The sequence below is a fragment of the Actinotalea sp. C106 genome (genome assembly GCF_023630195.1).
GTDB lineage: Bacteria > Actinomycetota > Actinomycetes > Actinomycetales > Cellulomonadaceae > Actinotalea.
Genome location: NZ_JALPKN010000003.1, coordinates 12,782 through 38,478, shown reverse-complemented (window position 1 = coordinate 38,478; position 25,697 = coordinate 12,782). Strand labels below are relative to the sequence as shown.

The following is a 25,697-nucleotide window of genomic DNA, read 5'->3' as shown; positions in this document are numbered from 1 at the left end:
CGGCCCCGCAGGGCTGGACGCCACCGCCCGCGCGTCCGGGAGCCTCGGCCTCGGCGACCACGGGTGAGGTCCCGCACCCGGCCACGGCCCCGCGCGGGTTCTCGCCCCAGACGAGCTTCACCCCCGAGCCGTCCACCGGTCGGGCCTTCGACGACGACGCGACGTCGATGCTGGCCCAGCGGGCCGACATCGCCCAGCAGGCCCTCGCCGAGCTCAGCCAGCTGTCGGCGTACCGGCCCAAGGCGGTCCCGGCCGAGGGTGGTTCTGCCCTCGTGCGCCGTACCCCGGGCACCATCCCGGCGGCCCCGGCCATCGAGACCTCCAAGTCGGGCCCGCGGGCCGACCGTGACGCCAACCAGGTGCGGTCGCTGCTCTCGAGCTTCCAGTCCGGAACCTCGCGGGGCCGTCAGGCCGCCGACGAGACCACCCCCCAGAGCTCCGACGGCGGCACCCGCTCCGTCGGTGGAGACGACGGCTCGGCCGACGGTCACGGCAACCCCGTGACCGTGCCCGGCGCCGATCTGACCCAGCGGAGCACCTCATGGTGACCGCGTGCACACCCAGCCGCCGCATGTCTGAAGCAGTCGGCAACCTCGAGGAGGAAGCGTGACAGAGATCAGCTCAGAGGCAGCCAACTTCGGCTGGCTCCTGGACAACTTCGTGAGGACCGTCCCTGGTACCCGGCACACGCTCGTGGTGTCTGCCGACGGTCTTCTCATGGCGATGTCGGAGAACCTGGACCGCACCAGCGGCGACCAGATGGCCGCCATCGTCGCCGGTATGTCGAGCCTCACCCGTGGGGCGGCCCGTCAGCTGCACGCCGGTGACGTCCGTCAGGCGATCATCGAGATGGACGAGCTCTTCGTCTTCCTCATGAGCGTCTCCAACGGCTCGGTGCTCGCCGTCGTCGCCGAGTCGAGCTGCGACGTCGGGCTCATCGGGTACGAGATGGCCATGCTGGTCTCGCGCACCGAGACCACCCTCACCCCGCAGCTCGTCACCGAGATGCGGGGCAACCTCCCGGTCGACGGCGCGGTCCGAGCCTCGGTCGGGTGATCCGTCGATGACCAACATCGAGGAGACCTTCGGGACCCCGGGGCGGCACGCCGACCCGGGGCCCGACGACGGCGTCGAGTACGAGGCACGGACCGTCCGCCCCTACGCGGTCACGGGGGGTCGTGTGCGCGCGGCCAACTCCGACCTGCCGCTCGAGGCCCTCGTCGAGGTGCTTCCCGGGGCGGCCAGCAACGGGCTCCCCCCGGAGAAGCGCGCGATCATCCAGCACGCAGCCCACACCTTCGTGTCCGTCGCCGAGCTGTCCGCCATGCTGCGGCTGCCCCTCGGTGTCGTCCGCGTCCTGGTCATGGATCTCGCTGAGTCCCAGCACCTCCGTGTCCACACGTCCACGCCGGTCAGTGTCCACACCGGCCAGTCCCCCGCTCTGTCCCTGAGCGTGCTGGAGAGTGTTCTCAATGGCATATCAGCCCTCTGACGCCGCCGTGGCCGACCGCAGACCGGTCAGCGCGGGTGCCGCCCCCACCGTCGTCAAGATCGTCGTCGCCGGCGGCTTCGCCGTCGGCAAGACGACCTTCATCGGCTCGATCTCTGACATCGAGCCGCTCAACACCGAAGCCGCCATGACCGAGCACTCGGTCGGGGTCGACGACGCCGGTGGCGTCACCGACCGCAAGACGACCACCACGGTCGCCATGGACTTCGGTCGCATCGCCCTGCCCGGGTCGCTGTGGCTCTACCTGTTCGGCACCCCGGGCCAGGACCGCTTCCTCTTCATGTGGGACGACCTGGTGCGTGGCGCGATCGGCGCCGTGGTGCTGGTCGACACCGAGCGGCTCGACCAGTGCTTCCCGGCGGTGGACTACTTCGAGAGCCGCGGCATCCCGTTCGTCGTCGCGGTCAACTGCTTCGACGGCGTCGCCCGGCACCAGCTGGACGACATCCGCGAGGCCCTCTCGATCCCGCCTCACGTGCCGGTCATGTACACCGACGCGCGGTCGCGGGCCGCGACCAAGCAGACGCTGATCTCGCTCGTGCAGCTCGCCATGGAGCGCCTGCGCGGCTGACCCGGTCTGACGACGGCGGTGCGGAGGTGACGCCCGCACCGCCGTCGTCGTCTCCTGACTAGGCTCGTGACCGACCCCGAGCGCGCGCCTGAGCAGGACGGACCCTGATGTTGATCTACGCCGACGGCACGGCCCTGAGCCGGTCGTTGGTCCCGGGGCCCGAGTCGGCCTCGTGGATGCGGTGGTCCCACGAGCACGCCGCCGATCTGGTGACCTCCCCCGTGGGGCTCACCGACCTGAGCCGGGCCGCCGACGGGCTCGACGCCGTCGCCCGGGCCAAGGCCCACGAGGTCGCCACCACCATCGAGGTGGTGCGCTTCTTCGACCAGTCCCTCGAAGCCGCCGCCATGGCCGCCTCGGTGCTGAGCCCCTTCCGTGCGATGGAGCTCGGGGTCGCCGTCGCGCACCCCGAGATCGACCGCGTCGCGACCTACGACCCGCTCTTCGCCCGGGTCGCGGCCATCTACGGGCTCGAGGTGGTCTCGCCCGGGCGGGCCGCCGGCTGGTGGGACGCCTGACGGCTCTGCCGAGGGGCCCGAGGTCCTCCCTGGTGGGAGGTCTGACGCTCGCGCCTGGCACAATGGGCGCGCCGTCCTCGGACGGCGGGGCGCGGTCCGCGAGGGCCGGGTCCGGGAGGGCTGGCTGAGCGGCCGAAAGCGACGGTCTTGAAAACCGTTAGTGCGGTGACCCCGTGCTCAAGGGTTCGAATCCCTTGCCCTCCGCACCGGGATGAATGTGCAGGTCAGAGGCGACAGAGGTTGCCTAGGACTGTTTGTCCTGTCTATACCGTGACCGGCGTCACTCGGTAGCGGATGGCTAACGTTTGGCTAACGAGGTGGCTAACGGCCTGATGGTCGCTGCTGCATTGTGCCGCGCCCGAGTCTCACGCGCTGAGACCGTGGGTAGCCCGGACGGGTGAGCCACCTGAGTGCGGGATCCCCGCCGAGCTGGCTAGCGCGCAACTGCTGCAGCTCGTCCAGTGCTGGCCCTGTGAAGGCCGCGGCCCGGACCGTCTTCCGGTGACGCAGCGAAGCCTGCTCCGACGAGGTGCGCCCGTCATGCGCGCGCACGGCGCTGAGTCCGACCTCGCGGACTTGGCCGCGACCTTCGGGGACGCCCACGCCCGTGGGCCCCAGCACGTACTGTCAAGTGAACCCACAGGTCAACGCCCGGAAAGGCCCTCGCATGTGTGACCCACGACCAGGCGATGTGTGCGCCCACGACACCGCGAGCCTCACTGCGTCCGCGCGGGCGGCGTACCTGGAGGCGTACCCGGATGGCCCGGCCGTGGACCCGGTCACGAAGGCGGCCGAGAGCTTCCGGCCGTCGGCCCAGGGCTGACCGCGCCTGCCCGTCAGACCGTCTCGAACCAGCTGGCGTCGAGGAGGACGTTGAGGTCACGCAGGCCCTTGATGGGGCGGCGCGGGACCCGGCCAGGACGCCATGGCGCCCACGGGGTGGGGAGTGGTGCAATGTCGCACCAGGGCGGTGCGTCACCAGTCCAGATGCGCGCGTGGTGCCCGATGACACCCGCGACCAAGGTCGCCCACGTAACCGGTAGGCGCTCGAGGCCCGGAGCGGCGGCAAATAGCCCCCAAGATGCCGTGTCCCCCTGGTGGGCGATGTCACGCAGGCCGTCCACGGTCATGCCCACGAGCCGGAGAGCCCAGTCCGCGTCGACCGGGTCACGCTCGAGTTCGACGGTCAGGGCGGCGACCAGCTCGACGCAGGTCATCGGGCCTGCGACGCCCATTCGGTCCCCCACAGCGAAGGACGCTACTCCCTCCGAGACGCTCCACAGCAGTACCGCTAGCACGCTAGCGTGCCGCCTGACCTGCACTTATACCCGTCACCGGGTGGTGGCACCATGAGCAGATGGACCCCACCGAGTGGCGCGACACCGTCCTTAGACACCTCCCAGCGATCACCGAAGCAGCAGCGCACGCGGGAGCGACGACCGTGCGGCTCATCTCCCCGACCCCCGACCGGGGCGCGCTGGTCATCCTCGACGTCGACCACGTCGCGGACCCTGCCCTCGCCGCGGTGCACGCTGCGGTCAAGGCCGCCCTTCCGGAAGAGCTCATCGAGGTCGTCGCGGCCGGCAAGGACGCCGCCGTCATCACGGTGAACACCAAGACCGGTCGCGTCGGCCGGGGCGACGGCACCGTCGATGCCCCCGCCGACGGGCCACTCGTCCGCCTCACGGTGCGCGGGCCCGACGCCATCCGCGGAGCGCAGCGCGTCCTCCTCGAGGTCGAGGACCACCCCGCACAAGGCGAGGACGCACTCCGCGTCCAAGCCGATGACCTCACGCAAGTGGTACGGGACCTTCTCAGCGCGGTCGGGGCACTGCCAGCGCGCCGAGCAACCCCCGCTAGTCACGGAGACATCGAGCGCCAGTTCGAGCACTTCAACTTCGACACCGCCACGACCTATGTAGCTGGCGACCCGAACACGCCACCCGAAATCCTGCTCACCCAGGCACTGGCCGCGCGGGCCTACACCGAGCGGCAGGCGCGCGACGGAGGCGGTCCCAGCTGACCCTCGAGAACCCGGTGTTCCACTACAACGTCACGCCAGCCTGCCGATGGGACCCGGCGTGATCTCGAACCGTGCCCTCGCCCTCCAGCACCTCAAGCCACACCTGCCCGGCTACGACCCCGCCGACCCGGACACCGTGCCGGACCACGTGATCAACACGGCGTGGGAAGCAGGCCGGGTGCTCGTGCGAGCTGCGCTCGGCATGGGTGGCATGGGTGTCACCGTGGAGAACACGCAGTCGTCCCCCCAGCCGCTCACGCTGGGCGCGGGCGTTCGTGGGTCGGAGAACGCGGTGGAGCGCCTGGCGGGATCGGCGGCCGCGGGCGAGCTCGTGGAGGCGCTTCTGGACGACGCTCACGAGTACCGGTGGGTCATGACAGCCTCAGGTGAGCCTGTCGATTGGGCGTCCCTCGCGCCGGGCGCGGACCCGAACGCCGCCGAGGCAGTCGCGATCGCCCTCGTGCGTGACTGGTTCGATGCGCTGCTCACTCTGACGCGCGCACTCCTGGACGCGCCCGGTCACCAGCTGTCGTGGGACGCGATGGTCGACCTTCTCGGCGAGGATGTGAACGGGTCCGGGTACCCAGACCCCTCGACCTTCGACCAGGCGTGGGCTGACCTCGCCTCTGGACGGATCGACCCAGTGACACCGGGATGGCCGACCCCCTGAGCCTTGCAGGCACTTCCGGCACGGGACTCCCCACGGCGACAATGGACGCAGACCGCCGACAGACGAGGCAGGAGGTGCCGGAGTGAGCGACGCGCGCCCCGAACACCGCAGGTGGATTGCACCAGCGCGCGGCGGTTACGCCGGCCTCTCGGAGACCGGCGAGGTCGTGCCGCGCCCCGCGGCGCCACCAGGAACGCCCGCACGAGTCAGGCACCCGCAGGAACTCTGGCTCGACCAAGCGCGCGCGGACGCCGCCGCGCTGCGCGACGAGGACCTGAACGCCGAACCGGACGCCGCCGAGGCTCTCGCGGTCGTGCGTGGCGCGCTGCCGACCACGGCCGGGTGGACCCGCGATCAGCGTCGGAGCCTTGTGCTGAACGTGGCCGTGGCGGGCAAGGTGGCGGCTGATCCAGCTGCGGCGCGGGAGCTCGCGCGACGGAACCTCGAGCGTATGCGTCGGGTCCACGAGGCCCACGGCCCGCACCGCGACTTCGACGCCTGGGAGGAACTCCTCGACGGCCCGCTCGAGGATCTGCTCCTGGCCCTCACAGACCCGGGCGAGCGGGGGCGCGACCTGCGGCAGAACTCGCCCTTCGCCGGCCTGCTGGGCGATTCCGAGCGCGCCCAGGTGCTTGCGGCGTGGAAGGCCGAGGACGCCCGGCGCGAGGCCACCCCTTCTGCGGGCGAAGCAGCCCGTCCGCAGCGAGCACCAGAGCGGGATGAACCGCTGATGAGCGTCGAGGAGGCCGACCGGTCCCTGACGTGGCTGTCCGAGGACACCGGTCCCTGACGTCACCTAGGTCGACGCCTCCATGCCCGCCACCGTGGTGGTGACGGGCCTCAGGGGGCCTACGTGGTTTGGACGTTCTCAGTGGCCTCTGCTCCGGCCGCGTCTACTAGGTGAGGTCGATCCCCCGGTGGGCGGGAGCTTTCTCACAGCCCGAGCTCCCTTGCTGTGGTGTCACCGAGCACCGCGGTGGGCTCGATGTACTCGGCCAAGGTCTCCAGATTCTTGTGCCGGGTGGTGCGCGCGAGGCGCACCGGGTCGACACCAGCTTCGCCCGCGGCTGTGGCGTGACCGCGACGCAGTGAGTGCCCGGTGATGCCGATGCCATCGAGGCCCGCTGTGGTGGCGCGGGCGATGAGGATCTCGGCGATCGCCTGACCGGTCATCCGGTTGACCCGTGGGCGTCCCTCCTTGTCGACCCCGGTCGGGATCGTGACCCAGTTCGCGCCGGGCGCGATCCGCTGGAAGAGGAAGTCCTCACCGGAGATGCCGGCGGCCTTGATCCACCGGCGCAGCGCGAGCACGGGGTCGGTCTGCGGGTCGTGGCCGGCGGTGATCCCGACGATCACCTTCTTGGTCTTGGCTGTCCGCTGCCCCTTGCTCTTGCGAAGAGTGATGAGCGCATCGGAGCCCTTGAACTCGACGTCGTTCACGTGGAGGTCGGCGAGCTCGGACCGTCGCAGCGCGGCCGCGAAGCCGAGCAGGATGATCGCGACGTCGCGCTTGCCGCGCAGGGTGCGGCGGTCGATGCGTTCCTTGGCGACGATTCGGCGGACCTCGTTCGTCGTGATCGCGTGTGCCTTCTTCGTCGGCTTGGCTTCCTCGACGGCGCGACGCCGCAACCCGGCCATGACCATCCGCACGCCGCGGTTAGAGGTGGGGTCGTCGAGGTCGACCTGCTCGTGGAAGAACCGGATCGCCGCGAGGTCCTTCGTCAGGGTCGAGACGGACAGGCCATCGTCGGCGCGTTCGGACACCCACGCACTGACCGACAGCGGGTGCGCCGGCAGCGGGACGTGCGGCTGCCCGTCAGGGTGCTGGGTCGGGTCCGCACACCACGCCACCCACGTACGCCACGACGACGAGTACGACTTGAACGTGCCGGACGCGACCCGCCGCTCGAGCGCCTCGGTGATGAGCTCCTTCTGCCGGTCCGTCAGGACGGGCAGGCTCTCGACGAGCTCGACGTCGTCAGCGGGCAGCTTGTCGAGGATAGTCACCTCGGAAGTCATCGGCTGCTCTCCCTTCGGGAGCCGCGCGGCGCTGCTCCGATCAAGGTCGACGTTAGCCGGCAGGACCGACAACACCCGGCGATACGACACCTGCGGGAAGCGACATTTCAACGGGTGTCCTCCGCCGGAGAAGCGGATCGTGAACCCGCGCGCGACCACCCCAGGAACCCCAGACAGCTGCCCCAGCGGCGGTCTCGTTAGCGCCCTGAGCGAACCAGGGCACCCCTACTGGCGTCCGAAGGCCCGCGTTCCGCGACGCGGGTTTCGGGAGTTCCACTGAGCCAGCGGACCCGGAGCAGGCCGAAACGAGGTAGGCGGGATGCTCGAATCTTGGCTGAGCACCAAGAGGTGAGACGCGGCGACTGGACCATGGGACGATCGTCTGCAAGTCCGCGTCGTCGTTGGGGGTCGCATCGCGGCACTTGAAGTGAGCTGCCAGCGACCAGCGTGGGCCGCACTGGCACCGATTGGTGGGATGTCGATGAGCCGCAGGAAGAAGAAGAACTCGCGTCGGCCAGGACCGGGTGCAACCCACGGCTTCTCGATCGTCCCGGGTCCATCAACCCGCTTGCGCGTATCGTTCGCCGTGGTCGACGAGGTCACACGCGCCGCAGACATCGCCCTCGCCGCGGTCCGAACGATGGCCTCCGAGACCCACCAGTTCGACATCGCGCTGTTTGTCCGGGGCGTGAACGCGCTCAAGGCGGTTCGACTGCTTACCGCGGACGGCCACTGGGAGATCGCGACAGCGCCAGCGCGGCAACTGTACGAGCTTGTGCTCGCCGCTGAGGAACTGAACCGCGCGAGCGACCGCAACGAGGCTGCGCTCCGCTTCGCGAACTTCGGCCTCCTGCAGGCGGCGCGCGCCGCTCTAGCGCGGATCGAGTACGACGCTGCCACAGGCCGGCCAGTAGATGACGATCACCGACAGCGCTTGGTCGGGTTCCTCGCGAGCGGCGCCGTCGGAGAGTTCCGCACTGTGAAGGGCAACGGCAAGATCGCCTGGGCACAGAGTTGGTCGGGCAAGACAGCGCGTGCCCTTGCGGAGGCTTCCGATCAGCCGCTGCGGTTGAACCAGTACGAGCTACTGTTCACGGCGTGGTCCGAGGAGACGCACGCGGCGCCAGGCGCCTTGATTGACTCGATCACCAGGAGAGTCGGCGACCAGGGCATCAAGGGGCTCATCGCGGACGACGACCGCAACGTCGCCGAGGTGCAGGCGATGTCGTTGATGCTCTTCTTCGAGCTTGGGCTGCTCCTTCCCGATGCTCCGGACCTTGGCGCGAAGGCCATCGAGGGCTGGATCAACAGGCTTCGCTCTTGGACGTTCGAGCGCTTTGGCATCGACGAGGAGCCGGCTCCGGCGCAGTCGGCCCCAGGAGGCTGAGGCCGAACCAACTCTCCATGCGCGGTCTTTACGTCAGCCTTGGCGTCCACCCATCCGGATGCAGACGCTCACTCGTGTCAGGGACGCCCCGACGTCGGCGCGGGCGCGTTCGAGCAAGCGTTGCTGCTCGACATTCAACGAGACTCCCCGATCGAGCAGGTCCTCGTTGGTTGGCGTTGCCATGCCCCGGATCGCGACGACCTCGTCGTGAAGGCGTCGGGCCAAGCGGCTCAGCTTGCGATCCGGAACCTCCGCCACTTGCTCGCGCAGACTGAACATGTGCGCGTCCATCGTCTGCGTCCAGAGGTTGCCAGCTCCGCGCGTGTCCCGGGCGGAGTCGAGCACCGAGCGAAGCTCTTCGAGGGTGCGGCGGAGGTCACCGACGTTCGCGGCCCTGCGCGTCCACAGTCCTCGCCTGGAAGCGAGCACCATCTGCAGCACCGTCAACGCGAGGGCGGCAACCGCGATGGCGCGAGCCAACACATCAGGTTCCCCGGTCATGCGAACCTTCCGACGGTGCCTAGACTGCCAGCATGCGCGACGGGGAGATCAGGCACGCGCTCCTGCAGCAGCTCGCAGCCGATCACGCGCACGATCCGGACACGCGGGTGTGGCCGGAGCTGTCCCTCTGCCTCGGAGAGGCGCGGGTCGATGTCGGGGTGGTCAACGGCGCGTTGAGCGGCTTCGAGATCAAGTCCGCCCGCGACAGGCTTACTCGACTCCCGCGACAGCGCGAGGTCTACGAGCGGTGCCTGGACTACGTCACGATCGTGATCGAGGAGCGATGGTCTCAGACCCTCGCGTCTCATGTACCTGAGTGGTGGGGTGTCATCGTCGCGCGCGAGTCGGGCAGCCACGCCACCCTGGAGGACGTGCGCCCCGCCCGTCGCAACTCGTCCGTTGATCCACTGGCTCTCGCACAACTCCTCTGGCGCGACGAAGCCGCCGCCGTTGTCCAGAACCGAGGTATCCGTGAGCGAACCTCGAGACTGACACGCTGGGATCTGTGGGACCTGCTGGTCGAACACCTCACGCTCGAAGAACTCTCCTGCACTGTCCGAGACCACCTCAGGGCTCGTCCCGCTCGCGAAGCGAGCGCACTACCCATGCCAGATGGTGCGATGTCGCGATCGACCGCCAGGTAGTCGCGTTCCCCGGCCGAGCAACAGGCGAGTCCACCGACTGCGCGGCAGCCCAGATGTAGTCGTCGCCCCACGACAGGTCAGGGCGAAAGGCCGCCCCCTCGCGCTCCACGAGCGCACGGCAAATGTCAAAGAACTGCGCATGCCCGCGGCGATCCTGCCGTCGCCCCTTCATCACGAGCCATGCGTCATCCACCGTGTACCGGAGCTGGGGTGGGGCTGCGAACGCGCCGCCGACAGGTAGGAGCGGATGGGCGACTGCGTAGTCCGCGAAGTCGAGGGGCCTCCCAACATCGAGCCGGTTGAGGTTTTGCCAGAGAGCCTTGTCGAGTCTGGCAAGCACGCCGAACGTGTTCGCCTGCACACCTGAGAGATCCGATGGGAACGCCCCCGCGGCAACCGCGACTGTTCGCCACGGCTGCCGCGTCAGGTCACTTACGAGGAACCGCCCGAGGCGTGATGCGATGGCGACAGCGTTCTCGTCCCCCACCGCGCCGAAGTCGAGAACGACGTCGACGAGGGCTGGCGAGTTGATGCCGAGGTCCTGCACGCGGGCCTCGATCAGACGGTCAAGGGGAAGGACCGAGTCGTCAAGGTCGTTCGGTGTCACCCTGATGAGCGCGCCGTGACCGTCTCGCGAGCAACTTTCCCGCAAGGCTTCGAAGTTCTCCGGCGGGTCAGCTAGACGCACGACGGGGGCGGCACTGACGCCGCCCTGCTGCAGATGGTCGATAATCCTGCGGACGGCCGGCGCGTCCTGACCCGGGTGGGCTTCGTCCGAGTCGGCCTCCTCTGGTTCGAGGTCGGCGGCGTCTAGAGCGAGGGGCGGGCGGCCGGCGGGCCACGCGTTCGCGATCCGCTTCACCGCGGCAGCGATGACCTCCTCGCGGGGCTTCTCGTCAGCCGTTGGGCCGCCGATCACCTCCACCAACGGGCGGGCACCGGCCAGTTCGTCGGGTCCCATCCTGCCGAGGGCGTTTAGCTCGCCCATCTTGCCCTTCAGGATCGGAACGTACTTTCGCTCGACCATTGCTTCCCCCGGTCCGGTGTCCATGCGCCACTACTGGCAACGTAGCGGAGCGGTCGTGGCTTGTAGTGCGAAATGCGGTCCTGGGATGGCGTATTAACCCGAAGGCGCAGGCTGAGCGGGTGCGCGCCCGGTCGGCGGGCGCGCCGCCAGGGGTTACGGCTGCTCCGTTGCACTCTGCGCTCCCCTGAGTTCGGGGGCTGCTGTCGGTGGCGGGCTCTCGTAGTCAGGTGGCTCCACGGCCTCGACCCCCGCCGCGCGCGCACGGAGCCGCATCCCGGCATCGGCGGTCGCGATGACAGTCTTCGTTGTCGAGAGATCGGAGATCGCTCGAGCGGTGTCGATGATCTCGTAGTCCGCGTCAAGCAGACGTGGCCTCTCGGGGTCGCCGAGGACGAGGACGAACTCCGTAACGGGCCGCGAACCTTCCATCGTGTGCGTCAGGGAGTCACGGAAGAAGTCTTCGAGGGCGGACAAGGTCCGGCGCGCGCGTGTGCGGACCGTCTCCGTTCCCGTCGCGTTCTTCTCTGACCGGCGCTTGGCGTTGTCGAGTTCGTCGATGACTACGAGCGGAACCGCGACCATCACCCGTCGTGCGCCGGGAGGCGCAAGGCGCGCCCATTGGATGTTGCCCACCGAGCAGGCATGGTGCAAGAGCACGTTCGTGTCTGGCACCACGATGGTCTCGGCATGACTGAACTGGTACCGGTCATCAGCGAGGGAACGGGCTGCCTCCTCAAGAGCTCGGATCTTCTCGTCGAGCTCGAGATCGAGCAGCGTCGCCAGGACCGGCCCCTTCCCGGCCGGGTCGATGCCGTGCAGCATCCAGTAGCGCGGGGTGGTGATGAGCCGATCAAGGTCGACGGCTGGCAGCACGTACGAGAGCACCTTGAGCTGCTCGGCGGCCCTCCGCAGGTAGCCGTTGTAGAGCTCGAACGGGTCGTGAGACGAGCCGCGCATGTTCTCGAAGGTGTTCGCTGCCTCGCGAAGAACCGCCTCGGCGCGCTCGCCAGTCACCGTCGGAAGCGGCCGCACCTTCATCGGACCAGTATGTCGGTGAGTGATCGCGTCTGTTCCCCACCAACTCCGGCACTCAGCCCCACCACTTCCTCCGCCGCCGTGTCCCTGCCGACCGGTCCCGCACGCGGTGGACCGCCCGCGTGACCCTCTGCGGAGAGGGCCCAGGAAGGCCAGACGGCATGGCGTGAGCGACAGCACCGCTAGCCCCCGTGCCCGAGTCAGACCCAGTCGATGGCGAACTTCGCCGCTCGGGACCGGACCTCGTTGAGCGGCAGTGGTTGAGCCACGTCCTGGAAGCTAGTTCTCCGATGCCGCGCCCACGTCGGCGCGGCGCTGTCCACAGATGTCCCAACCCGCTTCCGCGTCGTCGACCCCAGCGCCCAGGGTGGGGCGCATGAGCGAACCCTCGAGTGACCAAGAGTTGGACGAGGACCAGGCTCTCCGGGCGCTGTTCCGGGCATCCTTGGGGTCTGACGGGGTCGCAGCACGCATCGTCATGCGGACCTGCGGGGGCGTGATCGCCGACAGTGGCGTCGACGAGGGACGGTCCAGACGGGCTCTCAGGCCGACCTCCGGACACGACACCCTGCGAGGGCGTACCGTCGGAGGTGCCCCTCCGGCGGGTGCCGGAGGCCCTGATGGAGGTGCCTGATGTCCCAGCCGTTTCTGCTCGCCGACTCCGACTACCTGCAGTGCCCTCTCTGCGCGGACAGCTACGTGCACATCGAGGACGTATACGTCGCGGGGCGCCCACGGGAAGATGGCCCGGTCGTTCCCGTCCATGTGGACTCTGCCGGCCGCGTGCTGACCGGTGATGAGGTCGATCTGCCGATCCCGGAGACCGGCCGCCGCCACGTAATCAGTTTGGGCGGTCGATGCGAAGGCTGCGGGGGGCGTTTCACGATCGAGTTCAAGCAGCACAAGGGGCAGACGGTGCTGGCAGTCCGGCGGCCAGTGTGGACGACGATTGCCCGCCCGCTCGCTGACTAGCCCAGCGGGAGGACGCCGCGATCGCCGCGGTGGCGCTTGGCGGCGTACCGGTGGGCCGGAGCCCCCACCCCGATGAGGCGTGACAGCCCCCACTGGCACATCGGCGACGCGCCCACCGTGGGACTGACGATGACAACCAAGAACGCTGCCCGGGACTCACCGCACCCACTGGCCACCGACAGCCCCACGATGGGCGGATAGCAGCACTCACGAGAAGGTTAGGTTTCAACAGGTGTCTCGTGCCCGAGGCGCGCGTCGCGACCACGCGCCAGAACCCCCGCAAGCGCGCGATGCCGGCCGTTCCACGACCGGGCTCGAACCACGCGGCGGGACGCCCGAATCTCGACTCGACACCAGGGCCTCAGGCGCCCTCTATGGTCGGTCCATGGAGCAGGACCGCGCAGCGGCCACCACCGTGACCTTCCCCAGCGCCGGTGGTGGCGTCACCCTGCACAGCGCCGGAGACCCCCACCCCACCGCGCTGCCACCCGCGCTGGTGGCCGACCTGTTCACCTTCGGCCTGCGCCTGCCTGAACCGGTGCGCACCAGCCGGCCGTCGGTCGTCGAGCTCGCCGTCGACGACGCGATCAGCTTCGCGGTCGGCGCCACCGAGGTCAGCACCGAAGCCGCACTGCAAGCCCTGAGGCGAGGGCTCGAGCAGGCGCTGCAGCGGGCTGTCCGCCAAGCCCACCCCCACCGCAGCGAGGACCCCACGGTCATGAACCCGCCACCCGCCACCAGCCCACCCCAGCGCACGGCCACGGTCACGATCCACGAGCTCCAGGAGAGATTCGACGAGCTCCTCGAAGCCGTCGAACGCGACAACCTCCGGCTGATCATCACCCGCGACGGCACCCCCGCCGCCGTGCTCCTGCCGTGGGAGTACTACGACCGGCTCGCGTCGCACGAGGGCTGACCGGCGCCCATGAGGCCGTCGGGTGGCGCCTGCCGGCGTACCAGTGGGGCGGCCCCAGCCCCCGATGAGGCGTGACAGATCCCCCCTACGGGCACTTCGACGAGATGCGCTCACTAGTGGCGGTGGCGGGCCCTTTGGCCACATGGCCAGGTCGACGCGGCACAGAGCGTCTGCTGCAAAACCGTACCGAAAGTGGTACGGTTTTGCTCGGAGAGGAGGCGGCCATGACGTACAGGCAGACGCTGCGCGAGCTCGCGTGGTCCAACCATGGCATCGTGACCGTCCGCGACGCCGAAGCCGCAGGCGTGCCTGCCGTCGAGGTTCGCAAGCTCGCGAGCCGCGGCGCCCTCGAGCGCGTCGGGCACGGCGTCTACCGGTCGACCGAGGTCCCAGCCGGTCCCCTCGACGAGTACGCCGAAGCGGTCGCCATCGCCGGCCCCGACGCGGTCCTGGCGGACGAGGCCGTCCTCGCCGCGCACAACCTCGGGCAGGTGAACCTGCGTCAAATCAAGGTCGCCACCAAGACGCCCGCACGGAAGCAACTTCCGTCGACCATCAAGATGGTGATCCGCTCGGTCGCGGACGCCGACCGTGACGACGTCGACGGCATCCCCGCGATGTCCCTCGCCGCGGCGCTCCGCTCCGTTGCTGCAGCGCACGCCCTCCTGCCGGAGCGTGTCGTTGAAGCCGCCAAGACCGCAGCGGCACGCGGGATGATCAGCCCTGCAGAGAGGGACCAGGTCGTGATGCTCACCGTGAACGCCGGATGACCGCTGACGCAGGGGCTGCGGCTCCACGAACCGTGAAGGCGTTGCAGAGCGCTGTGGCGGCCGCAGCCCGCGCGCACGGCACGACGGTGAAGCGCACGCAGTCGCTCGTGGGGAACGTCGTCGTGGCGCAGGTGCTCCCTGACGCGGCAGTGAAGGGCGGCACGGGCCTCAAGCTCCGGTTCGGTGAGCGCCTCACGCGGGACACCCCGGACCTCGATGCGGCCTTCCGCGGTGACCGGGAGCGGTTCATCGCCGACTTCACCGCGAACCTCACGACAGGCTGGGGCGGCTTCACCGGTCGGTGCATCCCCGGGGAGCAGCGCGCCCCCGGTGACCTCCTTGACCGGGTCGGTGCCGCGTACGTGATGCAGCCGATCGCGGTCAAGCTCTCGTACATGGGGAAGCCGTTCATGACGGTCGACCTCGAACTAGGGCACGACGAGCTGGAAGCCACAACTCGCGAGCCGGACGAGCTCGAACTCTCCGACGAGGTCCGCGACCTGTTCGCTGAGCTTGACCTGCCAGCTCCGGCGCCTGTGCGGGTGCTGCCTCTCCATCACCAGATCAGCCAGAAGATTCACGCCTGCTCAGAGCCGGGAAGCGCCCGCGCGCACGATCTCGTCGACCTTCAGTTGATGCGCCCGCACGCCGACCAGCGGAAGGTTGCAGAGACGTGCGTGCGCCTGTTCGCGTACCGGGGCTCGCACGCGTGGCCGCCGCAGGTCGTCGCGTCTGACGGGTGGAGCGTTCGGTACGACGACGCCGCAGAGGGGCTTGGCGTTCTCGCCTTGGGCGATGCCGTGGCGTGGGTCAACGCTTGGATCGAGGAGCTTGTCATCCTGGCGCCGCGCGAGTACACCGCCTAGCACTAGTGGGTACCTCGGGAGGCCGGGGGTTCGGGCGAACACCGAGTCGCGCAGGCGGTGGCTCGGTAGGACGCGCGGGCGGTGGGTCCGTGGGTCGGGAAGTGACGCGGGCGGCGGCAGCGTGGGTCGGCGGGAGGTGCTGGTGGTGGGTGCGTGAGTCGAAAGGTCACGCCTCAACGGAGGAGGGCTACGAACTCGTCACCAGGCTCGCAAGGCCATGCGGCAGGGACGCGGCGAGTTGAGCCGGCAGTCCATCAGTGGGCCTACAGGCGAAGTGAGCCTGCAGTGAGTCAGTCGTCCACCGTTGCACCGATACATCGATACGCGGGACCTGCGCGCACGCGGGCCTGTGTCGCACGCACGCCCCGTGCGCACGGGGACTCGGCGAGCCCTACTCGGAGGGCGCGGCAGGGCCTGGGCTCCAGACTCGTAGCGTCGGGGACCAGACCTGTCCGGCGGCGGCGCGATTGAGCGCCGGGTCGAGTAGGTCTGTGACGATCGAGGTCGCCCCTGCCCAGCTCGTCACCTCGCAGGCGGGGGTCTTGCGTGCCAGGGCCGGGTAGATCGCTGCCCACGAGGACGGCGGGGCGAACCGTGCGGTGCCAGGCAGGTTTCGGTGTCCCCACTCGGCGTGGATCGCCAGGGTCAACGCGGACCCGTCGACCTGCTCCTTGCACGCGAAGACGACCAGGTCCACCAGGTCCTTCGTGCGGCCGGAATCCGCCGTGCGGTACTGGGTCATCGTCGCGCAGAGCTTGTCGGCTATGTGGTCCACGACCGGGTAGACCCGCACCCGCGGCGGGTCAATCCCACGCACCTCCAGTGCCCCATCGACGATCTCGTCCGGCTCGGCGGTCATGAGCGACCCGGTGACGATGTCGATGCCGAACAGAGGGTTCGCGGCGCGCGTCCCGCAGTACGCCTGCACCTTCACGCGCACCCCGCGCACGTGTGGCTGACCTTCACCGCCCACGTTCGGTTCCGTGCCTGTGACCCGGAAGTGGAAGTGGTCACCGAGGTCGACCTCGAGTGCGCGCCGTAGCTCGACAACAGCAGCTTCGAGGTCGTCCGCCTGGGCGAGCAGGTCCACATCGTTCGTCGTTCGAGCATCTGGGATGCGCATCAGGCTCGCGGTGCCGCCCTTGAGGACCCATGGGGCGTCTGGGGTGGCGAACACACGCGCGAGAAGTCGGGAGTACACGAACTGCCGGACGACCCCCTGGCCGCCCACCTTCCGCTCACGGGCGACGGCCTTGGCCTTGTCGCCTGCGGCCGCCCACAGTGCGGTGGGCGTGGCGTAGCCGTCCTGGTCGCTCACTGGTCGGTGCCCATCGTCTCGGCGGCTTGCTCGGCATCGCGTCGGGCGGCTTGCCAAGCGGGAGAGTTCATCAACCTGCGGGCCTCGCGGGCCTGCCAGGAGTTCGCGGCACGCAACGCTTCCTGGACGTACGGCTGGTTGAGGTTGCGAATGACCCCCTGCAGCGCGGGCGAGAGCGTCAGGCCCTGCAGGGTGTCCCGCAGGGGTGCTGCCTGCGCGTCGAGGATGCCTTGGATCAGTTGGGTGGTCTCATGCAGCGGGTCGATCTTGATGGCCGCGGCCGCGTTGCGCGCGATCTGGGCCACGACGTCGTCGACCGGGTTGACGAGGTCGCCAACGCGCAGCCCGACGTGGGCCAGCTCGGTGATGGCGCTGATCTGCCCGGCGGCGAGGAGTTCTTTGGCCGCGGGGCTGCGCAGGAGGGAGGCCGTGTCCAGCTCAGCGACCTCTAGCAGTCGTTGGACGGCGCTGTCGCCATCGTTGACACCCAGCCGGTTGGTCAGTGGCTCAAGGTGACGGGCGAGCGTCGCGAGGTCGACCGACCCGCTCCGCAGGGCACCGGCGAGGGCGTCGGCAACGTGGCTGAGATCGTGCCCATCGCCCAGCAGATCGGCCAGGGTGCGCTCGACTGTGGTGACGGGCAGGCCGTCGGCGACGGTGATGTCCGCGTTGTCGAGGGCGGCCTTGTGGATGCGGATGGCGCGGCGCGTCTGCCTGCGCGCGGGAACGGTCACCTCAGGGACATCGGCGAGGAGGTCGCCGATATGGTGGAGCTCGGCCGCCGAGGTGTGGGACACCACCCCGGTCGTTGCGGGGTCTGCTAGGCGCTCCTCGGCAGTGAGGTGGGGGGCTAGGGCCAGCCATGCTGCGCGAAGATCGCGGCGAGGATCCTGGGTACTCACGGAGGCGTAGATGCCCTGGTCGACTCGCTCGAGCACACCGCGTGCGGCGAGTCGGGTCAGGTGCAGGCGGGTGATGCCGTGGCGGGCGGCTTGCGCGGTCGTCAGCAGGCCCCACTGGGAGCCTGCGAGTCGCGCGACCGCACCGGGGATGTCCGCCATGCTGCGATCGTATCACTGCCTGCTGCGTTCGTTGCCTCCAGTGAAACTAACGCAGCACGCGGCGGCCTCGAGAGCTCACGAACCCCCAATGGATGCACAGACCGGCGACGCTGCAGGGGGAGGCGCACATCGTGACCCCGCGCCAGAACCCCCCCGGAGGCCCCTAACCGTCGCGCTCGGGGGCGCCGAGCGAACCAGGGCGGCCAGAGGGGTGCCCGATTTTCGGCTCGGCGCCGAGGTTCCGGACATCGGACGGCACACCCGCTCCCGCTACCGTGCTCGCGTGAACCAGCCGACAGTGGACGAAGAGACCGCACGGATCCAGAAGGCCGTCACAGCGGTACGCGGGTGGGAGTCGCTGACGGAGACCCCGGAGGCACCGGAGCGAGGAAGTGACCTCGCCGCGGACGACCAGGTGTTCCCCCCGCTGCCGACATCGACCGTCGCATGGTTCGCGATCACCTCCGCGATCGACCACCTGAGCCTAGGTGCCGACCTGCTGCAGGCCGACGACGTGCGCGTGCTGCGCCCGCAGGCGTTCCATTCACTGATGCGGTCCGCGTTGCTCGGGGCGGCCCAGGCGCTGTGGGTGCTCGCCGGGACACCGGACGAGCGGGCGGTGCGGTCGCTGCTGATCGTCGAGGACGAAGCATCGATGCAACGGAAGTACATCCGCGCATACCTGCACGACCCGACGATCAGCAACGACGTATCAGCGGACTTCCTCGAGGAGCTGCAGGAGCAGGACACCAAGCTCACGGACCGCATCACCGCGGTGCGACACGAACTCCGCACCAGAGGGCACAAGACCGGGTTCCAGTCGACGCAGATGATCACGGACGTCGCCGCGCACATGGCACCCCGCGATCCGTGGCTCCGCCGAGCCCTCATGGATCAGTGGCAGCGCGGCAGCGCCGCCGCGCACAGCCGCATGTGGACACTGCACTTCCGAGAGGCTGAGGACACCCCGTTACCTGAAGGCGGGGCAACCCGCCGGTACACGTCGACCAGCACGGACATCGCCCAGGCGTACGGTTCCCCGACCCTCGTGCTGAGCGAAGCGCTCACGCTCTGGGATCAGCGCCGGCGCCGCCCCGCTCGCATCCCGCCGCTCGTGACAATGCCGCTGCCGCGCGCGACCCTCCACTGACGAGCTCGACTAGTAGCTCACCCGAACGCACGGTCACGATCCACGAGTTCCACGGCCAGTGCCGAGGTGCCATCGCTGCGGTGGCGCCTACCGGCGTGCCGATGGGGCGTGACAGATGCCCCAGGGGCACTTCGACGAGACTCGCCCCTGATGGGCGGATTGCAGCACTCACGAGAAGCCATCAGTGAGCACCCACGACCGGCAGTTTGCGGGGGTGTGAGTCAGACCGGAGCGCAGTCACCAAGGCCACAGGGCATCGAGGTCGGGAGGCGAGCCGCCAGCGTGACAGTCCATCAGTGAGCTGCGCACTGCGTCAGGCCCGCAATCACCGTTGCATCGATGCCCCCAGCACGGCAGCACACGTTGCAGTGACCGGCCTGTCGCTACACCCGAGCCGCCGCCAAATCCGCGTAGTTCCACGGCCAGCGACGTCAGGACGCGCGGGGGCCGCGGTGGCATCCTCTAGGCATGGCACAGAAGACGCGTGTGATCATCACCGACGACATCGACGGATCCGAGGGCGCGCAGAGCTACGCATTCTCGTGGCAGGGCACCAACTATGAGATCGACCTGACCGACGAGCACCGCGACGACTTCCTGCGCGCTCTGGAGCCCTTCATCACCGCTGGCCGCAAGACCGCTGGCAGTCGAAGCCGAGCTACCTCGAAGGGAAGCAGCGACGCCGCAGTTGTTCGGGAATGGGGCCGTGCGAACGGATTCAAGGTGCCCGACCGCGGGCGCATTCCGGCAGACGTGCGCACCGCGTATGACGCTCGCTGACGGCAGGGTGGGGCCGGAGCGGTCCCTGGAGGCGACGGTCCACGCCTCCCGGTGCAAACTTGGTAGATGACCCGCGACCAGGCCCGCGACGAGCTGCGCGCGCAGCTCGCCGGCGCTGAGCTCGTCGCAGAACTCCAGGCCGAGCGGCGCGCGGAGTCCGCACGGGAGGACGCGGAGTCCGAACCGGCGCGCGACGCCGACCAGTGACCGGGTGTCACCCACCCGTGGAAGCATGCCTTCATGACCCTGACCGAGTTGAACCTCGAGGACGCGCACGGGGTGTGGGCCGTCCGCTCGGACGCCGATGTCGTGTACGTGGTGGACACCGAGCGGCAGCTGCTGCTGCGGCAGCCGGGGCCGACCGGGAGAAGCATCGGTGGGTGGGACGGCTGCTGGGTGCCGCTGACCCGCGTGGTGTCCGAGCCGACCGGTGAGGGCCTCCTGACGGTCGGGGCGCGGACCCGCTGGACGGTCGATCCCGAGCCAGGCGAGGCGCGCTCGTGGACACAGCGCGCCTGCACGTCGATCGACCCGGTGTCCGCCGATGCCGTGCCCGCAGGACGCACCCCCGACCCTGATGAGCGGTGGCGATCACCCTCGGACCTCAAGTGGGACGCCGTCCGCGCTGATGACGACTGACCCCGTCCCCCGGATGCGTGCGATGAGCGTGTGGGCGAAGAACCGTGGCGGGCACGGCGGGGACTCGGCCGCGGACGTGCGCGCCACGCGGAACGCCGATCAGGAGTCTGACGCCACCACTGAGCAGCGCATCGCTGCGCGGGTCGCCGCGGAGGCCCGTTCTGAGGTTCAGATCGCCTCCGGGCTCTTCACGACTGACGAGTTCACCTGAGCCGTGAGGTCGGCCTTGCCCTTCAGGGCCGGGTGGTTGACCGCAGCCCCGTGCGCTCGTGGGGGAGGCGCACTGCGGCGAGGCGTTCGATCCATGCCGGGACGGGCTGACCGAACCTGCGCGCGACGACGACCTTCCCGCGCGCGGCCCACACCTGGGCGCGTGTCACGGGCACCTGGCGCTGGTCCTGTGCCTGCATGCCCCCATCCGACCGGGGACACCTGCGCCCGGTCAAGAGCGGACCCATCCCCGCGCCCACGGTGGGCGTCCCCTGCGGGGCGCTCAGGCGGCAGAACGCCCCTCGTTCGCCAGGGCCTGCTGTGCGATCTCGTGCTCGTGGCGCCATGCTGCGACGCGCATCGCCTGGGGCGCCCCACCACGCCACGGTCCGGGGTGTCACTGGCTTCTGCGGCAGCGAGCTCAGCGGCTGCGTGCTGTGCCCTGGAACCCCAGTCGGCCGCTGACCCGTCACCACGAGCCGGCAGGCCGATCGCCTGTTCGACCTGGCGCAGCAGGGCCGTGGTCCGCACAGCGGCGTCCTGGCCGGGTGTGACCTCTACCCGTGCGTGCGCACCCGAAGGGTCCCCGATGATCCCCACGTGCACCTAGGTGCGGCCCCGCTCGGCGTGCACCGCGGTGGTGAACCGGCCACCAGCACCGTCCCGCGCCACCGCTTGGTTGGCGGCCGTGGCGACCGCGTCCCGGTGGGCGGCCCGTGCACGCGCGGCTTCCTTCCGCTCAAGGGCGCGCTGCTCTGCCCACCATGCTTCGAACGTTGAGGTCGCGGGGAGGTTTCCTAGGAGGCTCTGGGTGACCCAATCGTCGTGCGCGGACGCACGCTCCGCGTCGCGGCGGGCCTTCCCACTGAGCGCCTCAAGTCCCGCTTCGCGGGCACGCTGGCGGTGTTCGGGGAGCGGCAGGCGCTGCCGGGTGCCCTCGAGGAACTCTTCCACCGCAGCAACGTACGAGTACGCCTCGGGGGGTCCGCCGTCACGGTCCAGGCGTGCGCGGTACCCGGCGATCTGCGCCCGCCAGCGCGCACGCGCGGGTGCATGCGGTGGGTCGATCCCTGGCTCGCCACCGTCGTGCGCTTGAGGGTTCCTGGCGGCTGCGTCACGCACTTCGGGTCGGTGGTCGTGGAGGGCGGCGTCGATGACGGTCGGGTCGGTGGTCGTTGCTGCCACCTGCGCGCGGGCGGCTGTGGAAACGTCACCGTGGGCGTCCCTCGCGGCTTGGCGCAGGATGGCGCGGCGGCGGTCGCGGGCACCGTGGCGGGAGGTGCATCGGCGGTTCTCGGCGGCCTTGGCACGACACATGATCTGGCCCTCCTGGCCTGCGGAGCATGGGCGTCCCCGCTACCTACCGGTCTACCCGTTGGCCTCTACATGGTCTGTGCCGGGCCCAGCGGGGACAGGGGCCATCCCTCACAGCACGACCGGGCCCCTGTGACGCGGAGTGTCGGGGCGGCCTCGCGCGGCGTCGAGGGTTGGATGTACGAACACCCTCGACGTGAGAGCAGGGCAAGAGACCGGTGTTCCCCACAACGTGGCTGCAGGTCGCGGTGATCCTCGCCGCAGTGATCCCTGGGTTCGTCCACCAGCTCTCCAGGCGGGCGTTGACTGGCCCAGCGCCGGACGAAGCCACCGTCTCGGTTCGAGTGCTGCGCTCCATCGCCATCAGCGCCGTCTACGCCACGGTGTACGCCTTCTTCCTCGGACCGTGGGCGGTCGACCTCTCCCAGAAGACCCCAGCGGAAGTTGCCGAGCAGGTCCGAACCATCGCCTTCATGACCCTGGCCACAGCGCTAGTGATCCCGTGGGCGGTCGCGTGGGTCATGTTCAGGGTTGGCACCTCATCGAACGCCCAGAAGTTCCGTAAGCGGACGCTCGATCGGACTGAGCACATACTCGAGCACAGGGTCGGCGGGCGCCTTCACGGGTGGGTGAACCTGCGGTCCACGTACGATCCGACTCCGACGGCGTGGGACTTCGCGTTCGTGGCCACCGCGATCGGGTGGGTGCGAGTCTTGACGAAGGACGGTCAGTGGATCGGCGGCTTCTACGGACCTGAGTCGCATGCGACGACGTACCCCGAGCCTCGTCAGCTCTTCATCCAGGTGGGCCAGGAGATGAAAGCCGACGGGACGTTCGGCTCGGAGGTGTCCGCACCTGGTGGGCTTTGGGTCAACTGCGAGGACGCCGTGCTGGTGGACTTCACACCTGAGACGGGCGAGACTAGGAGTGAGCGTGAGGAGGGGACCGATGCCAGCATCTGAGCGGCCGGACCGTCAGGCACCGCCAACGAAGTGGATCGCACCAGCGCGCGGCGGGTACGCCGGACTGCCAGCGGGTGACGCACGCCCTGTACGCCTGCCACCAGGGCCACCCCCGCAGGCACCAGCTTCCGCGACCCCCGCCCGGCGATCAGCAAGGGACACCTAATGAGCGGGAACGACAAGATCACGATGGTGCCGGACCGGAGCAAGTTGCAGACGGCCGGGAGGCGACCTGCGCCGGTCGCGACGGTCGCAAAGCCTGGGCCGAGCTCGCCACCCCCGACCAACCCGGCGTCCGCTAAGAAGTAGGCACGACGCAGAGGCTCAGCGGCCTTCTTGAACTTCGCTCGTGCTTCGGCCGCGTCGGTCACCCCGCGCAGGTCCACGATCTGTGACTACGGAGGCTCACTGGGCGCGACGCGGGTGGGCTCGAGAACGACGTTGCCGTCGGGGCGGGGGATGGCTCGGACCCGGGGGTATGCCTCACGGGCGTTCCACCTGGCCGCGAGGTCCAAAGCGAGGGCAACGTCGACCGCACCAGCGTCGGCGGTGATCTCGGCCTGCCACTTCCACCCGAGGCGCCACCCCGGTGCGGCGACCGGCACCTGCGACTGGGGGATCGCGCCGGCAAGGACCCCGATCGCGGCCTTCGCCGGCCACCACGCCGTGGACTCGCGGTGCTCGGTGCGCCTGTGCGCGACCTCCCACGCATGGACCGGCCGCCGACGGTCCATGAGGAACTGGCTCCTGGCACGACCAGCAACGTCCCGTAGTGCGCGCGCCACCGCGCCTCCTGCTCTGGTGACAGGGGTGGGGGCGTCGAGGTGCGCCCGTAGCGCCGTGGTGATCCCGTCGTGGGGCACGCGGGCCTGCTCTGCGAGTGGGTAAGCAGCTGCCGGCACGCACCTCAGGCTGCTTGTCGGCGAGGCCCAGACGGACGGTGGTCACGTCATCGGTGCCTGCGAGGTACTCGACTCGTTCGTTGCCGCGCCTTGCCCGCGTGCCGGCGAGAACTCCGTCACCATCGCGCATCACTTCGCGCCAGTACGCGGGGTCAGCACCCCGAAGACCGCAGCCACCTCGGGTTGCGGGCGGTGAGGCGCGCGATCGCCCGGTCACGGCACCGCTGCTCCTTTCGTGCCACGTTGGTGGACCCGCCGCGACGGCGGCCGTGGTGACCATCGCACCGGCGGCGTGCGGGGGAGCCGGGCTAACTTCCAGGACGGCACACGGGGGCCTCCTTCCAATGCAGGAAACGAGCATCGTTGTATAGACCACCAGATGGTACAACCCACCGGCCCCGGGTGGTGAGTGCCCAGGGGCGGGTGGTGTTTCGCCATCAGCCGAGGGCTTTGATGGCTTCGATGAGGGCGTCGAGTTCGGGCACCCAGCCCGCGAGCTCGGCGGTCAGGGGCCGCAGGGCGGACGCGGCACCGGTCACGGCACCCGTGATGGCGAGGGCCTTCGTGGCGAACGGGGTGGTAGGGGCAGGGGCTGGGGTGTTCTTTGCGCTGTTCATGACCTGGACCGTCCGGACTGGTCTTCGTTGCGCACGTAGGTGACCCGTCTGGCCTAGCGCTCCAGCGCCTGGCGCAGGTAGGCCACTGCGCGGCGCATGACCTCGCCCTCCTGCTCGAGCAGCCGCTTGCGGCGTCGCAGCTCGCGCAGCTTGGCCGACTAGCTGGCGCTCAGTCCGGGACGGTTGCCGTGGGCCACGTCCGCGGCGCGCATCCAGTTGCGCAAGCACGAGGCGGAAATGCCGAAGTCCCTCGCGCTCGGGGCCGCGCCGCGGCGCGCGATCGCCACGACGTCGTCGTGGCACTCCTAAGGGTGGGGCCTAGGCATCGGGAACACCCGTCCAGCAGCGAACACGTCCCCAAAAGGTCCGTGTCACGTACTCGTACAAGGTCCGTGTCACGTACTCGTGCAGCAGACCCCTCGGGACCCCAGTCCGCTCGGGCGACACCGCCTTCGACCGCCGTGCCGTCGCTGGGGACCGGTCGGCGCCAGGTCTTGACGAGCGGTCGGGCACCCAGGCATTGTTCATTGTGCATGGTCAAAGAGAGGTGAGTGTTGTGACCCGAGGACAAGCCATCTGCCTAGCCGGTTGTCTGCCCGCACCCCAGCTGGCCGCCTACCTGACGTCCGTCGTCGTTGTCCTCGTCGGTGTCCTAGTGCTGCTCCTCTGGGACGCAAGTCGAACACCGGTGGCGTCGCAAGCGGCCATGCGAGCCAACCGGCATGCAACGCTAGCCTCAGTGCTCGGTGTCGCACTCCTGCTCTTGATCCTCAGTTGGATTTTTGGGGGATTCTTCCTCGGCGTGATGCCTAGTGACGGGCGCATACTGTCGCTTCTCCCGGCCCTTGCAGCAATGTCACTCCTTCTCGTCCAGGCTGTAGGTCAGCTGACCTGGCCGAGGCAGACAGGTGCTCGGCGCGACGCTGAGTTGGTTCGCCGGTCAGTCGCTGACGTGGCCCCAATGCCTCTCCGGCGTCTGGTGCACATATGGGGCGGTTTCAGCCTGGCAGCCCTACTTGCCTTCGGGCTCGTGGCCGATGGGCCCCGAACCCTCGTGCGCGATGGCAACGAGCTCGGGCTCGCCGGGCCCTACCCAGGCTGGTACTACGGGATACCCATGGGTATCGCTACGGTCGGGGTTGTCATCGCCACCGAAGCGGTGCTTAGACTCGTGGCCCTCCGCCCAGCAGTCCCCGGCGTGAGCCGCGAGTGGGACATGCATCTACGCCGTCGCTCGGCGGCCCACATCGTGCAGGGAACGCAGTTCGTTCTGGCCCTTGGAACCGCTGGCATCCTTGTCGCGGCCGGCTGGGTG

General features: G+C 69.4%; 31 protein-coding genes and 1 tRNA gene. 21 read left to right on the top strand and 11 right to left on the bottom strand.

The window, feature by feature from the left end; all coding sequences use genetic code 11:
* The 6 genes from L0B03_RS00595 to L0B03_RS00570 form a co-directional block, all read left to right on the top strand.
* On the top strand, positions 1-548 hold a 548-nt coding region (locus tag L0B03_RS00595; RefSeq protein WP_250442712.1), incomplete at its 5' end, for a hypothetical protein.
* 67 nt (positions 549-615) lie between these two features.
* Positions 616-1,056 (top strand): roadblock/LC7 domain-containing protein, encoded by a 441-nt coding sequence (locus L0B03_RS00590; RefSeq protein WP_372435075.1) that lies wholly within the window; start codon positions 616-618, stop codon positions 1,054-1,056.
* A 7-nt stretch (positions 1,057-1,063) separates the two neighbouring features.
* The gene (locus L0B03_RS00585; RefSeq protein ID WP_208057151.1) at positions 1,064-1,492 is read left to right on the top strand and encodes a DUF742 domain-containing protein; all 429 of its coding nucleotides are present in this window, start codon (positions 1,064-1,066) and stop codon (positions 1,490-1,492) included.
* On the top strand, positions 1,473-2,081 hold the full coding sequence (locus tag L0B03_RS00580) for an ATP/GTP-binding protein (RefSeq protein ID WP_250442710.1): 609 nt from the start codon (positions 1,473-1,475) through the stop codon (positions 2,079-2,081). The genes L0B03_RS00585 and L0B03_RS00580 overlap by 20 nt, the downstream gene beginning before the upstream one ends.
* 107 nt (positions 2,082-2,188) lie before the next feature.
* Positions 2,189-2,599, top strand: a complete 411-nt coding sequence (locus L0B03_RS00575; protein WP_250442707.1) for a hypothetical protein — start codon at positions 2,189-2,191, stop codon at positions 2,597-2,599.
* A gap of 114 nt (positions 2,600-2,713) precedes the next feature.
* Positions 2,714-2,803: transfer RNA gene (locus L0B03_RS00570), tRNA-Ser, on the top strand.
* A 632-nt stretch (positions 2,804-3,435) separates the two neighbouring features.
* On the opposite strand, the gene L0B03_RS00565 is transcribed toward L0B03_RS00570, so the two are convergent.
* Positions 3,436-3,846 carry a hypothetical protein gene (locus tag L0B03_RS00565; protein ID WP_250442705.1) on the bottom strand — a complete coding sequence of 137 codons (411 nt, stop codon included), beginning with the start codon at positions 3,844-3,846 and terminating at the stop codon, positions 3,436-3,438.
* A gap of 110 nt (positions 3,847-3,956) precedes the next feature.
* On the opposite strand from L0B03_RS00565, the gene L0B03_RS00560 reads away from it, so the two are divergent.
* The 3 genes from L0B03_RS00560 (at position 3,957) to L0B03_RS00550 (ending at position 6,082) form a co-directional block, all read left to right on the top strand.
* Positions 3,957-4,622, top strand: a complete 666-nt coding sequence (locus L0B03_RS00560; RefSeq protein ID WP_250442703.1) for a hypothetical protein — start codon at positions 3,957-3,959, stop codon at positions 4,620-4,622.
* A 58-nt stretch (positions 4,623-4,680) separates the two neighbouring features.
* The gene (locus tag L0B03_RS00555; RefSeq protein ID WP_250442701.1) at positions 4,681-5,292 is read left to right on the top strand and encodes a hypothetical protein; all 612 of its coding nucleotides are present in this window, start codon (positions 4,681-4,683) and stop codon (positions 5,290-5,292) included.
* Between the two features lie 82 nt (positions 5,293-5,374).
* Positions 5,375-6,082 (top strand): hypothetical protein, encoded by a 708-nt coding sequence (locus L0B03_RS00550; protein WP_250442700.1) that lies wholly within the window; start codon positions 5,375-5,377, stop codon positions 6,080-6,082.
* A gap of 143 nt (positions 6,083-6,225) precedes the next feature.
* Here the strand turns inward: L0B03_RS00550 and L0B03_RS00545 are convergent, their stop codons facing one another.
* The gene (locus tag L0B03_RS00545) at positions 6,226-7,311 is read right to left on the bottom strand and encodes a tyrosine-type recombinase/integrase (RefSeq protein ID WP_250442698.1); all 1,086 of its coding nucleotides are present in this window, start codon (positions 7,309-7,311) and stop codon (positions 6,226-6,228) included.
* A 586-nt stretch (positions 7,312-7,897) separates the two neighbouring features.
* Here L0B03_RS00545 and L0B03_RS00540 point away from each other — a divergent pair.
* A complete protein-coding gene (locus tag L0B03_RS00540) occupies positions 7,898-8,698 on the top strand; it encodes a DUF5677 domain-containing protein (RefSeq protein ID WP_250442695.1) in 801 nt (266 codons plus the stop codon).
* Positions 8,699-8,731: 33 nt separating this feature from the next.
* On the opposite strand, the gene L0B03_RS00535 is transcribed toward L0B03_RS00540, so the two are convergent.
* Complete coding sequence (locus tag L0B03_RS00535) at positions 8,732-9,199, bottom strand: hypothetical protein (RefSeq protein WP_250442693.1); 468 nt, start codon at positions 9,197-9,199, stop codon at positions 8,732-8,734.
* 32 nt (positions 9,200-9,231) lie between these two features.
* Between L0B03_RS00535 and L0B03_RS19665 the strand changes: the two genes are divergently transcribed.
* Positions 9,232-9,843, top strand: coding sequence for a sce7726 family protein (locus tag L0B03_RS19665; protein WP_374204847.1), 612 nt, complete (start codon positions 9,232-9,234; stop codon positions 9,841-9,843).
* On the opposite strand, the gene L0B03_RS00525 is transcribed toward L0B03_RS19665, so the two are convergent.
* Both L0B03_RS00525 and L0B03_RS00520 read right to left on the bottom strand, forming a co-directional pair.
* Positions 9,767-10,894 (bottom strand): beta family protein, encoded by a 1,128-nt coding sequence (locus tag L0B03_RS00525; RefSeq protein WP_250442689.1) that lies wholly within the window; start codon positions 10,892-10,894, stop codon positions 9,767-9,769. The two genes, L0B03_RS19665 and L0B03_RS00525, sit on opposite strands and share 77 nt — an antisense overlap.
* A gap of 129 nt (positions 10,895-11,023) precedes the next feature.
* A complete protein-coding gene (locus L0B03_RS00520; protein ID WP_250442686.1) occupies positions 11,024-11,908 on the bottom strand; it encodes a PIN domain-containing protein in 885 nt (294 codons plus the stop codon).
* 630 nt (positions 11,909-12,538) lie between these two features.
* Between L0B03_RS00520 and L0B03_RS00515 the strand changes: the two genes are divergently transcribed.
* The 4 genes from L0B03_RS00515 to L0B03_RS00500 all read left to right on the top strand — a co-directional run bounded on the left by L0B03_RS00515 (position 12,539) and on the right by L0B03_RS00500 (position 15,429).
* Complete coding sequence (locus L0B03_RS00515; protein ID WP_250442685.1) at positions 12,539-12,877, top strand: hypothetical protein; 339 nt, start codon at positions 12,539-12,541, stop codon at positions 12,875-12,877.
* A 385-nt stretch (positions 12,878-13,262) separates the two neighbouring features.
* Complete coding sequence (locus tag L0B03_RS00510) at positions 13,263-13,793, top strand: type II toxin-antitoxin system Phd/YefM family antitoxin (protein WP_250442683.1); 531 nt, start codon at positions 13,263-13,265, stop codon at positions 13,791-13,793.
* Between the two features lie 224 nt (positions 13,794-14,017).
* Positions 14,018-14,563, top strand: a complete 546-nt coding sequence (locus L0B03_RS00505) for a type IV toxin-antitoxin system AbiEi family antitoxin domain-containing protein (RefSeq protein WP_250442681.1) — start codon at positions 14,018-14,020, stop codon at positions 14,561-14,563.
* Entirely contained in the window at positions 14,560-15,429 is an 870-nt protein-coding gene (locus tag L0B03_RS00500) for a nucleotidyl transferase AbiEii/AbiGii toxin family protein (protein WP_250442679.1), read from the top strand. Before L0B03_RS00505 ends, L0B03_RS00500 begins: the two co-directional genes overlap by 4 nt.
* Before the next feature lie 391 nt (positions 15,430-15,820).
* Here L0B03_RS00500 and L0B03_RS00495 read toward each other — a convergent pair whose 3' ends face one another.
* Positions 15,821-16,630: a nucleotidyl transferase AbiEii/AbiGii toxin family protein gene (locus tag L0B03_RS00495; protein ID WP_308199962.1), complete on the bottom strand. Its 810-nt coding sequence runs from the start codon at positions 16,628-16,630 to the stop codon at positions 15,821-15,823.
* A 113-nt stretch (positions 16,631-16,743) separates the two neighbouring features.
* Positions 16,744-17,808 (bottom strand): type IV toxin-antitoxin system AbiEi family antitoxin domain-containing protein, encoded by a 1,065-nt coding sequence (locus L0B03_RS00490; RefSeq protein ID WP_250442677.1) that lies wholly within the window; start codon positions 17,806-17,808, stop codon positions 16,744-16,746.
* A 283-nt stretch (positions 17,809-18,091) separates the two neighbouring features.
* On the opposite strand from L0B03_RS00490, the gene L0B03_RS00485 reads away from it, so the two are divergent.
* From L0B03_RS00485 to L0B03_RS00465, 5 genes are all read left to right on the top strand, one after another.
* Positions 18,092-18,958 carry a hypothetical protein gene (locus L0B03_RS00485; protein WP_250442675.1) on the top strand — a complete coding sequence of 289 codons (867 nt, stop codon included), beginning with the start codon at positions 18,092-18,094 and terminating at the stop codon, positions 18,956-18,958.
* 468 nt (positions 18,959-19,426) lie between these two features.
* On the top strand, positions 19,427-19,738 hold the full coding sequence (locus L0B03_RS00480) for an Lsr2 family protein (protein ID WP_250442673.1): 312 nt from the start codon (positions 19,427-19,429) through the stop codon (positions 19,736-19,738).
* Between the two features lie 66 nt (positions 19,739-19,804).
* Entirely contained in the window at positions 19,805-19,945 is a 141-nt protein-coding gene (locus L0B03_RS00475) for a hypothetical protein (protein ID WP_250442670.1), read from the top strand.
* 33 nt (positions 19,946-19,978) lie between these two features.
* Positions 19,979-20,377, top strand: a complete 399-nt coding sequence (locus L0B03_RS00470; RefSeq protein WP_250442668.1) for a hypothetical protein — start codon at positions 19,979-19,981, stop codon at positions 20,375-20,377.
* Positions 20,367-20,588: a hypothetical protein gene (locus L0B03_RS00465; RefSeq protein WP_250442666.1), complete on the top strand. Its 222-nt coding sequence runs from the start codon at positions 20,367-20,369 to the stop codon at positions 20,586-20,588. The genes L0B03_RS00470 and L0B03_RS00465 overlap by 11 nt, the downstream gene beginning before the upstream one ends.
* 22 nt (positions 20,589-20,610) lie before the next feature.
* Here the strand turns inward: L0B03_RS00465 and L0B03_RS00460 are convergent, their stop codons facing one another.
* Together L0B03_RS00460 and L0B03_RS00455 are read right to left on the bottom strand one after the other, a co-directional pair.
* On the bottom strand, positions 20,611-20,787 hold the full coding sequence (locus L0B03_RS00460) for a hypothetical protein (RefSeq protein WP_250442664.1): 177 nt from the start codon (positions 20,785-20,787) through the stop codon (positions 20,611-20,613).
* A gap of 406 nt (positions 20,788-21,193) precedes the next feature.
* Complete coding sequence (locus L0B03_RS00455; RefSeq protein WP_250442662.1) at positions 21,194-21,904, bottom strand: hypothetical protein; 711 nt, start codon at positions 21,902-21,904, stop codon at positions 21,194-21,196.
* Between the two features lie 215 nt (positions 21,905-22,119).
* On the opposite strand from L0B03_RS00455, the gene L0B03_RS00450 reads away from it, so the two are divergent.
* A complete protein-coding gene (locus L0B03_RS00450) occupies positions 22,120-22,863 on the top strand; it encodes a DUF6338 family protein (RefSeq protein WP_250442660.1) in 744 nt (247 codons plus the stop codon).
* A 395-nt stretch (positions 22,864-23,258) separates the two neighbouring features.
* Here L0B03_RS00450 and L0B03_RS00445 read toward each other — a convergent pair whose 3' ends face one another.
* On the bottom strand, positions 23,259-23,726 hold the full coding sequence (locus L0B03_RS00445) for a hypothetical protein (protein ID WP_250442658.1): 468 nt from the start codon (positions 23,724-23,726) through the stop codon (positions 23,259-23,261).
* Positions 23,727-24,202: 476 nt separating this feature from the next.
* On the bottom strand, positions 24,203-24,382 hold the full coding sequence (locus tag L0B03_RS00440) for a hypothetical protein (protein WP_250442656.1): 180 nt from the start codon (positions 24,380-24,382) through the stop codon (positions 24,203-24,205).
* Between the last annotated feature and the right edge of the window lie 1,315 nt (positions 24,383-25,697).

Bases quoted from the DNA above. Each gene is read 5' to 3' on its own strand.
- L0B03_RS00480 (WP_250442673.1), top strand. From the start codon at position 19,427: ATGGCACAGAAGACGCGTGTGATCATCACCGACGACATCGACGGATCC.
- L0B03_RS00560 (WP_250442703.1), top strand. From the start codon at position 3,957: ATGGACCCCACCGAGTGGCGCGACACCGTCCTTAGACACCTCCCAGCG.
- L0B03_RS00525 (WP_250442689.1), bottom strand. From the start codon at position 10,894: ATGGACACCGGACCGGGGGAAGCAATGGTCGAGCGAAAGTACGTTCCG.
- L0B03_RS00470 (WP_250442668.1), top strand. From the start codon at position 19,979: ATGACCCTGACCGAGTTGAACCTCGAGGACGCGCACGGGGTGTGGGCC.
- L0B03_RS00535 (WP_250442693.1), bottom strand. From the start codon at position 9,199: ATGACCGGGGAACCTGATGTGTTGGCTCGCGCCATCGCGGTTGCCGCC.
- L0B03_RS00490 (WP_250442677.1), bottom strand. From the start codon at position 17,808: ATGGCGGACATCCCCGGTGCGGTCGCGCGACTCGCAGGCTCCCAGTGG.
- L0B03_RS00575 (WP_250442707.1), top strand. From the start codon at position 2,189: ATGTTGATCTACGCCGACGGCACGGCCCTGAGCCGGTCGTTGGTCCCG.
- L0B03_RS00500 (WP_250442679.1), top strand. From the start codon at position 14,560: ATGACCGCTGACGCAGGGGCTGCGGCTCCACGAACCGTGAAGGCGTTG.
- L0B03_RS00510 (WP_250442683.1), top strand. From the start codon at position 13,263: ATGGAGCAGGACCGCGCAGCGGCCACCACCGTGACCTTCCCCAGCGCC.
- L0B03_RS00465 (WP_250442666.1), top strand. From the start codon at position 20,367: ATGACGACTGACCCCGTCCCCCGGATGCGTGCGATGAGCGTGTGGGCG.
- L0B03_RS00455 (WP_250442662.1), bottom strand. From the start codon at position 21,904: ATGTGTCGTGCCAAGGCCGCCGAGAACCGCCGATGCACCTCCCGCCAC.
- L0B03_RS00520 (WP_250442686.1), bottom strand. From the start codon at position 11,908: ATGAAGGTGCGGCCGCTTCCGACGGTGACTGGCGAGCGCGCCGAGGCG.
- L0B03_RS00475 (WP_250442670.1), top strand. From the start codon at position 19,805: ATGACCCGCGACCAGGCCCGCGACGAGCTGCGCGCGCAGCTCGCCGGC.
- L0B03_RS00585 (WP_208057151.1), top strand. From the start codon at position 1,064: ATGACCAACATCGAGGAGACCTTCGGGACCCCGGGGCGGCACGCCGAC.
- L0B03_RS19665 (WP_374204847.1), top strand. From the start codon at position 9,232: ATGCGCGACGGGGAGATCAGGCACGCGCTCCTGCAGCAGCTCGCAGCC.
- L0B03_RS00460 (WP_250442664.1), bottom strand. From the start codon at position 20,787: ATGCAGGCACAGGACCAGCGCCAGGTGCCCGTGACACGCGCCCAGGTG.
- L0B03_RS00505 (WP_250442681.1), top strand. From the start codon at position 14,018: ATGACGTACAGGCAGACGCTGCGCGAGCTCGCGTGGTCCAACCATGGC.
- L0B03_RS00515 (WP_250442685.1), top strand. From the start codon at position 12,539: ATGTCCCAGCCGTTTCTGCTCGCCGACTCCGACTACCTGCAGTGCCCT.
- L0B03_RS00545 (WP_250442698.1), bottom strand. From the start codon at position 7,311: ATGACTTCCGAGGTGACTATCCTCGACAAGCTGCCCGCTGACGACGTC.
- L0B03_RS00440 (WP_250442656.1), bottom strand. From the start codon at position 24,382: ATGAACAGCGCAAAGAACACCCCAGCCCCTGCCCCTACCACCCCGTTC.
- L0B03_RS00580 (WP_250442710.1), top strand. From the start codon at position 1,473: ATGGCATATCAGCCCTCTGACGCCGCCGTGGCCGACCGCAGACCGGTC.